Origin of the sequence: Vibrio sp. V04_P4A5T148 (assembly GCF_963875605.1) — a bacterium.
GTDB classification, from domain to species: domain Bacteria; phylum Pseudomonadota; class Gammaproteobacteria; order Enterobacterales; family Vibrionaceae; genus Vibrio; species Vibrio anguillarum.
Genome location: NZ_CAWNMS010000042.1, coordinates 1 through 13,966 on the forward strand (window position 1 = coordinate 1; position 13,966 = coordinate 13,966).

Consider the following 13,966-nt stretch of genomic DNA (forward strand, 5'->3'; position numbering starts at 1 on the left):
CAATCAAAGTGGCGAAATGGTAAGTTAAAAAATTTTCAGTAAATGTGACATACATTAAAATATTATTTGACTAGAAAGTCATCGCTTATATTGATAATGATTGATTAACGACTAATTATCCACAATCGTGTTAATAACGTGGATTAAAGAATATTTATCCTAGAAATGATTCTAAAATTGTGAATATAATCTCATGAAACTGAATACTGCATTTTCTTGATTTAGTCCAATAATGATAGGTTGTTCACAATAAGCTGCTGAAAATTTACACATAAACTCGATTAATGTGCCATTTCAATCGTAATAAATGCATAAATTTCCTGAGTCACTTAGTTTCCTTACTCCATCAAAACGCACAATAGAATGCGTATATTGAGCGACTTAATGGCTTGTTTTCTGTTGAAACTGCTTCACGCTGCGCTTTTGAGCACTGCGGCGGTTGGCTTGCTTATCACGCGGTTTGCGCTTCGGTTCACCGCTGGTCGGTTGGTCTGTCACTGGAAAATCGGTCAACGCCTGCAGCGGTAAAGCGCGCTGCGTTAAGCTGCGGATTGCCTCCAGCGCTTGGCTTTCACCATGGCAGACCAGTGAAATCGCCACACCACCTTGACCAGCACGCGCTGTGCGGCCAACGCGGTGAATATAAACTGGCGCACTAGGCGGTAAATCAAAATTGATCACCACTGGCAGCGCGTCAATGTGAATACCACGCGCCAGTAAATCAGTGGCCACCAGCACATCCACTTGATTCGCTTTGAAATCGGCTAACGTTTTCTCGCGAATAACTTGATCTTTTTCACCATGCAAAGCTGCCGCACGAATACCCGCTTTGAGTAATTTTTTCGCGACCGCGTCAGCACTATCACGAGCGCTAATGAACACTAATACTTGCTGCCCAGCCCGCTGTTTAATCAGAGCAATTAATGCTTGTGCTTTACTGCCCTTATTCACAAGGTAGAGCTGCTCTTCAATTTCTTCCACCACTTGATTGGCTTGATTCGCCTCTATCTTTACCGGGTTATTTAACACGGCCAATGCCACCTGTTCGAGATCGGCGGCGAGTGTGGCGGAAAACAACAACGTTTGTTTGGTTTGGGGCATAAAACTGAGCAGGCGTTGTACATCCGGCCAAAACCCCATCTCTAACAGTCTGTCAGCTTCATCTAACACCACACAGTGCATCGACTCCAATGAGATCAGTTGCTGTGTGAGTAAATCAAGCAAGCGGCCCGGTGTCGCGACGATTAAATGCGGTAATTTGGCCAACTGCGCAAGCTGCTCTTCTTGGGCCACTCCCCCGCATAAAGTGCATAAGCTAATGCCCATTTTGCTTGCCACGGTACTCAGCTCTTGGCTGACTTGTTGTGCTAATTCACGGGTAGGAACAATGACAACCGATTGAATTTCAAGAGTATTAACTTCAATCCGTTGCAGTAAAGGCAAACCATAAGCTAACGTTTTACCACTGCCCGTCTGCGCGAAGGCAAGCACATCTTGCCCAGAAAGTACGGCTGGAATAGCCAATTGTTGGATTTTGGTCGCCGTGTGTCGCGACGCAGGCAGCGCAGCCATCAAAGGGGCGCTTAAGTTAAGCTTAGAAAAATTCATAAACGACTAGCAGGGTGAAAAAGGTTGCGCCGAGTCTAAAGCTATTCATTCTCCATCACAACTGTCGATACGGATCAGGACTGAATCTGGCCGCCAGTACTCAAATTCACAGTCCATGATCTCGCCATCTTGTTTGTAATTAACTCGACAAATTTTCATTACAGATTGGCCAGCAGCCAAGTTAAGGGCTTTTGCCACATGAAGAGGTGCAGCCGTAGGGATTACTTCAAAACGAGAACGCGTGGTGATGTAACCGTATTTTTGCTGATAGAGATGCGTTAACGAAGCGGTTAAATTTTCCTCTAATATCTTTGGAAACCACTGCGCAATCAGGCAGTTTTCGACAAACAGTACCGCTCGCCCGTCAATCGAGCGCAACCGTTCAATAATATGAATGGGCGTAATTCGGTCAATATCCATCGCTCTTGCATACTCACGAGAAGCCATCACGCTGCGTACCGCAACTAGCTTAGTTTCTGCGATTCGGTGCTGCTCGCGGATCATCTGGTGGAAGTGGCAACGCGATAGCGGGTTATAATGAATTCGCGCCGGAGAGACAAACCAGCCACGCCGCTCTTCTCGGTAAATCAACCCTTCTGTTTCCAGTGAAACCAAAGCGTCTTTAATTGTAATGCGGGTTGTATTAAACAATTCACTCAATTCACGTTCAGATGGCAGTTTTTGTCTGTCGCTCAGCATCCCACTGCAAATTTGCTCACGAAGGGTGCCTTTAATGTTACCAAGTTGGGTCTTTTCTAAAGGAGCATTTGCCACTGGCAAAGCGCTGCGAAATCTCATGCGTGACCTAGTCCAATATTATACAGAGTGAATAAACGTCTTTTAGACTACTTAAGGCAGATAACAGATTTATGACAGGCTAATTGATTGAATTTGAAATAAAAGTGCAATAGAAAATCATCAAAAATGTCAAATAACTACACCGAAAACGTCACAGTTCTTCCCTAGGATAAAAATCGAACTTACTGACCTAGTCCAGAAGGATAGCGACAATGAAAACCTTATTTACCCGCGCAACGACTGCCACAGCACTTGCGCTGACTCTTTCGACTTCGGCTTTTGCTAAAGAGGCTGATTTACAATCTTTGATCAACGCAGCGAAACAAGAAGGCCAAGTGTACAGCATTGGTATGCCCGGCAGTTGGGCTAACTGGCAAGATACGTGGAGCGATTTAGGTAAGATTTATGGCCTAAAACACCAAGATACGGATATGAGCTCAGCGCAAGAAATTGCCAAGTTTGAAGCCGAAAAGAAAAATGCGACCGCCGATATCGGTGATGTTGGCTTTGCATTTGCTCGCGTGGCGGTGAAAAAAGGCGTAACTCAAGCGTACAAACCGAGCACTTGGAATGACATCCCTGACTGGGCCAAAGATAAAGATGGCCACTGGGCTCTGGCTTATACGGGCACCATTTCATTTATCTCGAACAATAATCTAGTCAAGAATGCGCCAAAAACGTGGAACGATTTGCTCAAAGGCGATTACAAAATCAGTATTGGTAATGTCGGTGTTGCCGCGCAAGCAAATAATGCCGTACTAGCCGCTGCTTTTGCTCATGGTGGCAGTGAAAAGAACCTCGATCCGGCAATCGAATTTTTTGCCAAACTCGCCAAGCAAGGGCGCTTATCATTTACAGACCCAAGTATCGCTAACCTCGAAAAAGGTGAAGTTGAAGTGGCCGTATTGTGGGATTTCAACGCCCTAAGTTACCGTGACCAAATTGACCGTAACCGCTTTACCGTTAACATTCCGCAAGATGGTTCTGTGATTTCCGGCTACACCACCATCATCAATAAATACGCCAAAAACCCAAACGCGGCCAAGCTAGCACGTGAATACATCTTTAGCGATCAAGGCCAAATCAACCTTGCACAAGGCTATGCTCGCCCGATCCGCAGCAACGTTGCACTGCCTGCTGCGGTACAAAGCAAATTGATTGCTAACGATCAATACCAGAACGTGAGCCCAATTAGCGACTTTAATGCTTGGGAAAAATCAGCTCGTCAATTGCCACGTCAATGGCAAGAAAATGTCATTATCCACCAGCAGTAAGAGGCAACCATGAACAATAAGGTGATCCTTGTTGTTCTTGATGGACTCAATTATTCCGTAGCCCGTGATTGCATGGGCTACTTAAACGGATTAATTGAGCAGCAAAGAGCAACCTTATACTCCCTACAATGTGAATTACCTTCGTTATCGCGTCCTTTGTATGAATGTCTACTCACTGGCGTAAAGCCTGTCGAAAGCGGCATTGTTCATAACCACATTGTGCGCCTTTCACATCATCAATCCATCTTCAGTTTGGCAAAAGAGCAAGGGCTGACAACAGCCGCAGCGGCGTATCATTGGGTCAGCGAGCTCTATAACCGCGCGCCTTTTGATGCAACGCGCGATCGTTTTACCTGTGATAAAACACTCAATATTCAGCATGGCTGTTTTTATCACTGGGATCACTATCCCGATGAAGCACTGTTTTTAGACGCCGAACACTTACGTCGTACTCATCAGCCTGATTTTTTACTGATCCATCCAATGAATATCGATGATGCTGGACATAAGTTTGGCCTTGATTCAGGACAGTATCGTAATAGTGCACGCATGGCCGATGCGCTGTTATCTCACTTTTTAGAAAGCTGGCTAAACGATGGCTACCAAGTGATGGTGACCAGCGATCACGGCATGAACAATGACAAGTCACACGGCGGAATATTAACCGAAGAGCGCAACGTCCCGCTGTTTGTATTGGGCGATCAATTTTCGCACCAAGCTTGTGAGATCAAACAAACTGAGCTCTGCGGCCTGTGCTGCCAACTGCTTAATCTTGATCACAATAAGCCCTTTTCTGCGGAGTGCTTAGCATGATCAGTAGCCAAGTTATTAGCAAGCCTAGCGCCGTGCTGAGCCAATCAACGCACTGGGCACGCAAACTCAAACCTGCGTTATGGCTTACTCCTTTTGCGCTGTTTTTCTACTTATTTCAGCTCGCCCCCATGCTGTGGGTTTTGTTCAACAGCTTTATCTCTGACGATCAATGGTCACTGGAGCATTATCGCGAAATCTTCAGCTCATCCTTTATTTTACAAGGGCTGGGCAATAGTTTGTGGCTCGCCATATGGTCCAGCGTCGCGGGCCTTGCGATTGCGGCAATGTTGGTCGCCTCCTTACGCCGAGTCGATGGCAAGCTGCGCGATGGTGTGATCGCCTTTACCAATATGAGCAGTAATTTTGCGGGCGTCCCTTTGGCATTCGCTTTCATTATTATTCTTGGGGTCAACGGCGCACTGACTTTGCTGCTAAAGCAATACGGTTTGATTGAAGAGTTCAACCTGTACGGCAAATGGGGACTGCTGGCGATGTATATCTACTTTCAGATCCCTCTTGGCGTGCTGCTGCTCTATCCTGCATTTGATGCGCTCAGTGATGACTGGCAAGCGGCGGCATCTACTCTGGGTGCCAACGGATGGCAATATTGGCAGAAAATCGCCTTGCCTGTACTTTCACCAGCCCTACTCGGCACCTTGATTATCCTAATCGCCAATGCGATGGGCGCATATGCCAGCGTCTACGCACTCACCTCCGGCAACTACAACGTCATTACGGTACGCATTGCCAGTTTAGTGGCGGGAGATCTGTTCTTAGAGCCCAATTTAGCCGCCGCCATTTCCGTGGTATTGATGCTAATTTTAGCCTTCATTACTGTGATCAATCAGTGGCTAATTGCGAAAAGCTATAGCGCAAGGAACACCCATGCAAAACGCTAATCCTACCCTTGATAAAATCACCTTTCATAAAAGTGTGGTCTATTCCATCGTGGGAGTGATGTTGCTGCCCATTTTAGCCACCTTGGTTTATTCCTTTTCTTCACGCTGGGGCGCAACGATTTTACCCGATGGCTTCACCTTTGACTGGTATCTCAAACTGCTGACCGACCCTCGCTTTCTCGATGCATTTGGCCGCTCATTGCTGATTGGCATCGCTTCTCTGACACTCAGCGCGGTTTTGATTATTCCGGCGATCTTCGTGGTGTTTTACTATTTCCCTCGTCTCGATAAAGTAATGAACCTGCTGATTTTAATTCCTTTTGCGGTACCGCCTGTGGTCTCTTCAGTTGGATTACTGCAACTATACGCCGATAGCCAATTTCCAATTGTGGGTACACCTTGGATTTTGATTGGCACTTATTTCACCATTGCGCTGCCGTTTATGTACCGTGCAATTGCCAACAGTTTTGAGGCGATCCATCTACACGATCTCATGGATGCCGCGCACCTGCTCGGCGCAAGCACCAGCCGTGCTTTTTTACTGATCGTACTGCCAAACATTAGAAAAGGGTTGATGGCTTCGCTATTTCTATCCTTCTCTTTTCTACTTGGCGAGTTTGTATTTGCGAACATTCTGGTCGGCACGCGCTATGAAACCTTGCAGATTTATCTCTACAACATGCGTCAGACTAGTGGTCACTTCACCTCCGCGTTAGTGATGACTTACTTCCTATTTATCTTTTTACTGACTTGGCTCGCCAGTCGTTTTAGCCGAGGATCCACTCAATGAATTCCACGACCCACACAACCTCTCGCTCTGATTACGTCCACGTCGCCAACCTCACCAAACGCTTTGGCAACAATACCGTTTTTGAAGGGATTGAATTTTCCATTGAGCAAGGGGAATTTGTCACGCTACTTGGTCCGAGCGGCTGCGGGAAATCGACTCTATTACGCAGTTTGGCTGGCTTAAATCCCGTCGATGACGGCGAAATTTGGGTCAACGGTGAAAACATCACTAACCAAACACCACAGCAACGCGGCATTGGCATGGTGTTTCAATCCTACGCTCTGTTTCCGAATATGACGGTGGCTGAAAACATCGCTTTTGGCCTCAAAATGCAAGGGCAAGACAGAGCTTACATCGCGCGCGAAGTACAAAAAGTGGTCGAACTGGTTTCGCTGATAGGGAAAGAAAAACACTATCCCAACCAGCTCTCGGGTGGACAGCGCCAACGCGTCGCTTTAGCTCGCGCCTTAGTGGTCAAGCCGCGTATTTTGCTACTTGATGAACCCCTTTCAGCACTGGATGCCAAAATTCGCAAACATTTACGCCAGCAGATCCGTGATATTCAAAAAGAGCTCAATCTCACCACCGTATTTGTAACCCATGATCAAGAAGAGGCGATGATTCTCTCTGATCGTATTTTTTTAATGCACCAAGGTGAAATCGTTCAGCAAGGCTCCCCAGAAAGCATTTATACTCAGCCAGCCAATGAGTTTGTGGCCGGTTTTATGGGCCATTACAATTTAGTAGAGGCGGCCACTGCCAAGCAGTTGTTTAACATAGACACGGCTTGGAAAGTGGCTATTCGCCCCGAATCCATCTACGTCAAGGAAGCTGGGCGGAGCTATGGTGCCCATGTTTCTGCGCCGCAACATGGCACCATCAAGCATCACCAATTACTGGGTAATGTCATTCGCTACCATGTGGATGTGCGAGGCTGCGAGCTCACGGTCGATTTACTCAATCGTTCCTCAGAGCGATTATTTGCCACTGGCAGTCAGCTAGAATTACTGTTTAACCTTAACGAAATACAACCTGTGAGAGCCTAAATAGATGCCGACACCTCTATACGTTTTTGATATGGACGACACATTGATTGACGGCGACTGCGCAATGATTTGGAGCGAATATTTGGCCGATAAGGGCATAGCGAGCGACCCTGATTTTGTCGCGCAAGATAGGTTGATCATGTCACGCTATGCCAGCGGTGAAATGGACATGGAAGATTACCTCGATTTTGCGATGCAACCTTTGCTCACCCTGCCCACAGAGCAAGTCCAGCGCTTGGCGGACGATTGTGTCGCTACACGCATCGTACCTAGGCTATTTCCTCAAGCCAAAGCACTCATTAAACAGTTAACGGACGAGCGTATTCAAATGCTCATTATTTCGGCGTCGGTCAGTTTTTTGGTTAAAGCTGTCGCCCGTAAAATCGGCGTTGCAGAGGCGATGGGTATCGATATGGTCATAGAGAACAACCATTACACCACGCATATTTTGGGAACACCCACCTACCGAGACGGTAAAGTCACTCGCTTAAATGAATGGCTAGCTAAGCGCCCACAATACGTGGGTCAAGTGCATTTTTTCACTGACTCGATCAATGATTTACCTTTGTGTCTACAGGCCGATTTCACCTATTTGGTCAACCCATGCACGCGTCTCATCCAATACGCTCAGCCCCAACAATGGCCGATATTAAAGTGGAGCTAATCACATCCTCTACTTTTGATGAATCATGTAACTTGAGGCGCTCGCGGTAAACTTCTAGTATGAAGACAATAAGTTAACCGAGCCTCTCGCCATGAGCATGAAACACCGCATTGCCTTTATCTCTCTTTTACTGTCAACTCTCAATGCTTGCTCGCCGGAAAATAGCGCGCAAGCATTGGGCACTTTAGAGCGAGACCGCATCACTTTTTCCGCCACTGCCAATGAGATCATTCGCGCGCTTCCTGTCGCGGAAGGCAGCGCAGTGCATGCTGGCGAAGTATTGGTTCGACTGGATACCAGAAATCAGCAGGCGGTGCTGGCCCATGCACTCGCAGAGGCGGCCAAAGCGCAAGCGTATTTGCTCAAACTGAGTAATGGTGAACGCCAAGAAGACACGGCAGCCGCGCAAGCCAAAGTCAATCGCGCGCAAGCCAAACTGACAGAGGCGTTGCAAAACTTCAAACGTGTGGAAGAACTGGTCGGTAAAAAGCTCTTCAGCCAATCAGAAAAAGATAGCGCCACCGCCACGCGTGATGCCGCTCGCGCCGAACTCGATTCTGCAAAAGAAGAGTTTGCTAAGCTCACCGCTGGCACTCGCCCTGAAGATATTGAACAAGCCCAAGCGGCGCTGACCGCCGCCAAAGCCGACGTCTCACTGCAACAGCAAAAGCTCGACGAGTTAACCATTGTCGCCACCCGCGATGGAATTTTGGATAACCTCCCATACAACTTGGGTGAGCGCGTCCCAAACAACGGCATTGTCGCTATCATCCAAGCCAGCCGCACCCCTTATGCTCGCGTCTACGTTCCCGCACCACACCGTTTAGCTGTCGTGCCGGGCGCACAGTTTCCAGTGCATATCGACGGTATAAAAGAGCCGCTGCAAGGCACAGTGCGTTGGGTGGCAACGGAACCCTCTTTCACGCCTTACTACGCACTGACCGAAAATGAACGCGCCCGCTTAATGTATCTAGCCGAAGTGGATCTGCCCGAATCCGCGCAATCGCTCCCTTCTGGCATTCCAGCGCAAGTCGATTTAGCGAGGCAAAAATAGTGACTGAACTCGCCATTCACGCCCGTAATGTGGTCAAAAAATTTGGGGATTTCACTGCGATTGAAGGCATCAATCTGAGTGTCCCCAAAGGAACTATTTACGGTTTTCTCGGCCCAAATGGTTGTGGCAAATCGACCACAATTCGCGTGCTCACGGGTTTATTAAGCCCTACCTCCGGCAGTGTTGATGTGCTGGGGTTAGCGATCCCAAAACAATCCGAGCAATTGCGCCTAAAAATTGGTTATATGACGCAAAAATTTTCGTTATACGATGATTTGACCGTAGAGGAAAACCTACAATTTATTGGGCAAATTTTTGGTATGCCGCGCAAAGCATTGGCACAACGGCTCAATGAACAGTTGTGCACTTATGGGCTTGATCAGCGCCGAAAACAACGCGTAAGTGGGATGAGTGGCGGCCAAAAGCAGCGCTTGTCACTAGCAGCCGCCACGATGCATAAACCTGAACTGCTGTTTTTGGATGAACCAACGTCGGCGGTCGATCCTGAAAATAGACGGGAATTTTGGGAACAATTGTTCGATCTTTCAGACCAAGGCACCACCATTTTGATCACCACTCACTACATGGATGAAGCGGAACGCTGCCACCGTTTAGCCATCATGGAATCGGGTTTAATTCGTGCAGATGGTGAGCCAGAAACCTTAATGAACACGATGGGCGTCAACATTGTCGAAGTCCGAGCCCATAATTTGCGCCAATTAAAAGAAAAAGTCATGGCTCGGGCGGAGGTTCGCTCTGCTGCGCAACTTGGCATCCGCTTGCGGATCCTTATTCATCAACAAGTCACACAACCTATCGCGTGGCTAAAAACAACCTTCCCTGAACTGGCTGAAGCTGAGATGAATCTAGCTCGCCCAAGTTTGGAAGATGTCTTTGTCACTGTGACTGGCAAGGGGCGTCAATGAAAGCACTGTTTCGAATGAAAGCGGTGATGGTGAAAGAGATACGCCAACTCTCGCGAGACAGAATTACGTTTGGCATGGTAGTGATGATCCCACTGATCCAGTTGTTGCTGTTTGGCTTTGCCATCAATACTGACGTACGCAATATTCCGATCGCCATCGTTGATCAAAGTGAAAGTACCCTCGGACGGTTAATTGTAGAGTCAGTCAAAGCCACACAGGTTGTGAGCGTCAAACACACTTTTGCCACAACAGAGCAAGCTGAACATGCAATTGAACAAGGTAACGTGAGAGCAGCTCTGATCCTGCCAAAAGATCTCACCCAGCGCGCGGTGCAAAACCGCGTGTTAGGCCAGTGGATTGTTGATGGCTCCGATACGATGATCAGTGCCTCCATTTTAGGTCTGCAATCCATGCCGCTGACCGATTTTGATTTTGACATTCGTCCAGCCACCGTCAAAACCTTTGAAGTCACGCTGTTTTATAACCCCACTCGCCGCTCTGCGGTTAATATCGTGCCCGGTTTACTGGGGGTTATTTTAACCATGACGATGATCCTCTTCACCAGTGCCGCGATTGTGCGAGAAAAAGAGCGCGGCAATTTAGAACTGCTGATCACAACGCCAATTCACTCTATTGAGCTTATGGTCGCCAAAATTGTGCCCTATATTTTTGTCGGATTAATTCAGGTCTTCATCATCTTGGGCTTAGGGCATTTTATTTTTGACGTGCCCATTAATGGTGCGATCAGCCAAATTCTCTTCGGTACGCTGCTGTTTATCGCCGCCAGTTTGACCTTAGGTTTGGTGATTTCAACCATTGCTTCCACTCAACTGCAAGCCATGCAAATGACTGTTTTTATTTTACTGCCTTCGATTTTACTTTCTGGATTTATGTTTCCCTACGAAGGCATGCCAGTCGCAGCGCAGTGGATTTCTGAAGCGTTGCCTGCGACTCACTTTATGCGCATGATCCGCGGGATTGTGTTGCGCGGTGCTAACCTCATGGATCTATGGCGAGATGCGCTATGGATGTTGAGCTTTACCGTCGGTGGGATTATCGTCGCGTCGTTGAGATTTAAGAAATCTCTTGATTAACGCCATTCACATTTGAAGGCTAATTTTTAAGCCAAAAGAAGGAAACTAACATGTTAAAGTCACTGATGACCAAAGCGTTATTGTGTGTAGGCCTGATCTCCAATACCTCAGATGCATTGGCATCAGAGCGCTCAACGATAGCATGGCAATGGATTGAAAATGGCGCGCTTTTAGTCGATGTTCGAACCGCAGCAGAATTTGCAGCTGGCCATATTGAAGGTGCGTTAAACTACCCACTTGATACTGTTAGCAGTGCTTTTTCTCACATCGAGAAACAACAACCGATTGTAGTTTACTGCCGCAGCGGCAATCGATCGGGCCAAGCCATGGCCTATTTACTCGAGCAAGGATTCACTCAAGTACATAACGGCGGCGGTTTAGAGGAAATGATCATTCATCCTTCGGCAATAAAGCCACTCAATTGATGTTAGCCTACTCACATTCACGTTATCGCTCTGTTTGTTCTTAATTGGCTCTCAAAGCGCAACAGAAAGACACCGCTTGTTATTCGGCAACAATGATCGATTTTTTGATTGGAACGTAGAAGATGTTCGATAACCAATCTCAACGGTATACAGCATGCGAACGTACAAAACCTTACGCTTGATCCTAGGCGATCAGCTCAATATCAAGCACTCTTGGTTTAATAAAACGGATGATTCCGTACTGTACGTGATAGCTGAACTTAAACAAGAAACAGGCTATGTAAAACATCACATTCAAAAAATCTGCGCCTTTTTTGCCGCGATGGAAGCTTTTGCCGAATTATTGCAAAGTGAGGGACATCAGGTTCTCTACTTGACCCTTGATGAAACTGCCGATTATTTGCAGCTACCACCATTGATTAGTGATCTGTGTCATCAGATCAACGCAGAATACTTTCACTATCAGCGACCTGATGAATACCGAGTTTGGCAACAGTTGCAGGAGCTAAACCTCTCTCATGCACAAGTGACTTGTTTTGATACTGAACACTTTTTATTGCCTTTTGATGAGATCACTCAGCATTTTAATACCAACAAAACCACTATTATGGAGCCGTTTTATCGCAAAATGCGTAAGCGATTCGGTATTCTTCTGCAAGATGATCATCAAACGCCTTTGGGTGGACGTTGGAATTTTGATCACCAAAATCGCAATAAGCTCAGCGTACAAGACATAGAAAACCTACCCAAACCACTTAGCTTTCAAAACAATGTCAGTGCAATTTATAACCGTTTACAGCATCATAATATTCACGTTTTCGGCCTGTATACTCCTTCATTGTTATGGCCGATTAACCGCTCACAAGCGCTGTCATTATTGGCCCACTTTTGTCAGTACGGCTTGCCGCTGTTTGGTCGCTTTCAAGATGCAATGACGGCAAAGAGCCCACATCGTTGGAGCCTCTACCATAGCCGGCTCTCTTTTGCACTCAACTGCAAACTACTATCGCCTGCAGAAGTCATTCAAAGTGCACTCATGCGATTTGAGAATGACAATACGATGGATTTAGCACAAATCGAAGGATTCATTAGGCAAATTTTGGGCTGGCGTGAGTACATTCGAGGCATTTATTGGGCGAACATGCCCCAATACGCCAAGCACAACGCCCTTGATGCTCAACGACCTCTTCCTCACTACTATTGGACAGGGGATACTCGTATGCATTGTGTTAAACAAGCCGTAACTCAATCATTGGAGTTTTCCTACGCACATCATATCCAACGTTTGATGATCACGGGTAATTTTGCACTCCTATCAGGTTGCGAGCCGGATGAGGTGGATGACTGGTACTTAGGTATTTATATTGATGCATTGCAATGGGTAGAAATGCCCAATACCCGAGGTATGGCTCTGTTTGCTGATGGGGGAATTGTTGCCACCAAGCCTTATGCCGCAAGCGGCTCTTACATCAATAAAATGAGTGATTACTGCAAAGATTGTCACTACCAAGTAAAGAGCCGTAGTGGTCTAAATTCATGTCCATTCAATAGTTTATATTGGCAGTTCATGCTCACTCATCGTGAACGGTTAGCCAAAAATCCAAGGATAGGCATGATTTATAAAAATTGGGATAACAGTGAAAACGCCACTCAACAAGCAATCTTAGATCAAGCTCAATACTATCTACACCATATTGAAGAGCTGTAGCTCGTCGGCTTACTGGTCACGTTTTTATTTATGCAATTTGGTGAGCACGCTGCAAGTAACTATAATCATGCTATTCGATTAAATATCAGTGAGTGATTATGCAACAACAGCAAGTCCATATGGACCAACGTATTTGCCAGCAATGCTCAGAAAAACAAAACTTGCCTTTTGACTTCACCATGGCTTTCCAACCCATAGTTAACGTTGCAGATAACACCATCTTTGGCTACGAAGCACTCGTACGAGGTCTGAATAATGAATCGGCTTACTCCATCATTGAACAAGTCAGTGATGACAACCGATACCGCTTTGACCAACTTTGTCGAATCAAAGCGATTAAACTCGCGGCTAAACTAAAACTGTCAGGTATTTTGAGCATTAATTTTTTACCTAATGCCGTTTACCAACCAGAGCGCTGTATCCGCACCACATTAGAGGCAGCAAAGCAGTTCGGTTTCCCGACAGAACGGATCATGTTTGAATTTACTGAGGTGGAAAAAATCGTAGACACAGCGCACATAAAACGGATCGTCGCTTATTACTCCAACCTAGGATTTACTACCGCGATTGATGATTTCGGTGCAGGCTACGCCGGGCTTGGGCTATTGGTTAACTTCCAAACTAAAATAGTAAAATTAGATATGTCACTGCTGCGTAATATCGATCAAGACATCACGAAGCAAGCAATCGTCCGTCATACTGTCGCAATGCTCATTGAGCTAGGGATTTGTCCACTCGCTGAAGGTATTGAAACTCAACAAGAAATGTTATGGCTAAAACGACTCGGCATTGAACTCATGCAAGGCTACTATTTTGCGAAACCTGAGTTTGAAGCGTTGCCTACAGTGACGTTTTGAACCATAACAT

General features: G+C 46.5%; 14 protein-coding genes. 12 read left to right on the plus strand and 2 right to left on the minus strand.

Annotation, left to right across the window (positions count from 1 at the left end):
• Positions 1 to 381 precede the first annotated feature (381 nt).
• Both AACT18_RS08910 and AACT18_RS08915 read right to left on the minus strand, forming a co-directional pair.
• Positions 382 to 1,608 carry a DEAD/DEAH box helicase gene (locus tag AACT18_RS08910; RefSeq protein WP_013868277.1) on the minus strand — a complete coding sequence of 409 codons (1,227 nt, stop codon included), beginning with the start codon at positions 1,606 to 1,608 and terminating at the stop codon, positions 382 to 384.
• A 45-nt stretch (positions 1,609 to 1,653) separates the two neighbouring features.
• Complete coding sequence (locus AACT18_RS08915) at positions 1,654 to 2,406, minus strand: UTRA domain-containing protein (RefSeq protein WP_094125826.1); 753 nt, start codon at positions 2,404 to 2,406, stop codon at positions 1,654 to 1,656.
• A gap of 212 nt (positions 2,407 to 2,618) precedes the next feature.
• Here AACT18_RS08915 and AACT18_RS08920 point away from each other — a divergent pair, with 212 nt between their 5' ends.
• The 12 genes from AACT18_RS08920 (at position 2,619) to AACT18_RS08975 (ending at position 13,956) form a co-directional block, all read left to right on the plus strand.
• Entirely contained in the window at positions 2,619 to 3,680 is a 1,062-nt protein-coding gene (locus AACT18_RS08920) for an ABC transporter substrate-binding protein (protein ID WP_017044980.1), read from the plus strand.
• 9 nt (positions 3,681 to 3,689) lie between these two features.
• Positions 3,690 to 4,493: an alkaline phosphatase family protein gene (locus AACT18_RS08925; protein ID WP_010318641.1), complete on the plus strand. Its 804-nt coding sequence runs from the start codon at positions 3,690 to 3,692 to the stop codon at positions 4,491 to 4,493.
• On the plus strand, positions 4,493 to 5,392 hold the full coding sequence (locus AACT18_RS08930; protein WP_094125827.1) for an ABC transporter permease: 900 nt from the start codon (positions 4,493 to 4,495) through the stop codon (positions 5,390 to 5,392). Before AACT18_RS08925 ends, AACT18_RS08930 begins: the two co-directional genes overlap by 1 nt.
• Complete coding sequence (locus AACT18_RS08935; protein WP_010318639.1) at positions 5,379 to 6,182, plus strand: ABC transporter permease; 804 nt, start codon at positions 5,379 to 5,381, stop codon at positions 6,180 to 6,182. Before AACT18_RS08930 ends, AACT18_RS08935 begins: the two co-directional genes overlap by 14 nt.
• Complete coding sequence (locus tag AACT18_RS08940; protein WP_017046834.1) at positions 6,179 to 7,228, plus strand: ABC transporter ATP-binding protein; 1,050 nt, start codon at positions 6,179 to 6,181, stop codon at positions 7,226 to 7,228. The genes AACT18_RS08935 and AACT18_RS08940 overlap by 4 nt, the downstream gene beginning before the upstream one ends.
• Positions 7,229 to 7,232: 4 nt before the next feature.
• Positions 7,233 to 7,892, plus strand: a complete 660-nt coding sequence (locus tag AACT18_RS08945; RefSeq protein WP_094125825.1) for an HAD family hydrolase — start codon at positions 7,233 to 7,235, stop codon at positions 7,890 to 7,892.
• Between the two features lie 91 nt (positions 7,893 to 7,983).
• Complete coding sequence (locus tag AACT18_RS08950; RefSeq protein ID WP_094125824.1) at positions 7,984 to 8,946, plus strand: HlyD family secretion protein; 963 nt, start codon at positions 7,984 to 7,986, stop codon at positions 8,944 to 8,946.
• The gene (locus AACT18_RS08955) at positions 8,946 to 9,872 is read left to right on the plus strand and encodes an ABC transporter ATP-binding protein (protein WP_017044975.1); all 927 of its coding nucleotides are present in this window, start codon (positions 8,946 to 8,948) and stop codon (positions 9,870 to 9,872) included. Before AACT18_RS08950 ends, AACT18_RS08955 begins: the two co-directional genes overlap by 1 nt.
• The gene (locus AACT18_RS08960; RefSeq protein ID WP_094125823.1) at positions 9,869 to 10,966 is read left to right on the plus strand and encodes an ABC transporter permease; all 1,098 of its coding nucleotides are present in this window, start codon (positions 9,869 to 9,871) and stop codon (positions 10,964 to 10,966) included. Before AACT18_RS08955 ends, AACT18_RS08960 begins: the two co-directional genes overlap by 4 nt.
• Before the next feature lie 50 nt (positions 10,967 to 11,016).
• Positions 11,017 to 11,391, plus strand: a complete 375-nt coding sequence (locus AACT18_RS08965) for a rhodanese-like domain-containing protein (RefSeq protein WP_094125822.1) — start codon at positions 11,017 to 11,019, stop codon at positions 11,389 to 11,391.
• 154 nt (positions 11,392 to 11,545) lie between these two features.
• Complete coding sequence (locus AACT18_RS08970) at positions 11,546 to 13,099, plus strand: cryptochrome/photolyase family protein (protein WP_094125821.1); 1,554 nt, start codon at positions 11,546 to 11,548, stop codon at positions 13,097 to 13,099.
• 98 nt (positions 13,100 to 13,197) lie between these two features.
• A complete protein-coding gene (locus AACT18_RS08975; protein WP_026028439.1) occupies positions 13,198 to 13,956 on the plus strand; it encodes an EAL domain-containing protein in 759 nt (252 codons plus the stop codon).
• The last annotated feature ends 10 nt before the right edge of the window (positions 13,957 to 13,966 follow it).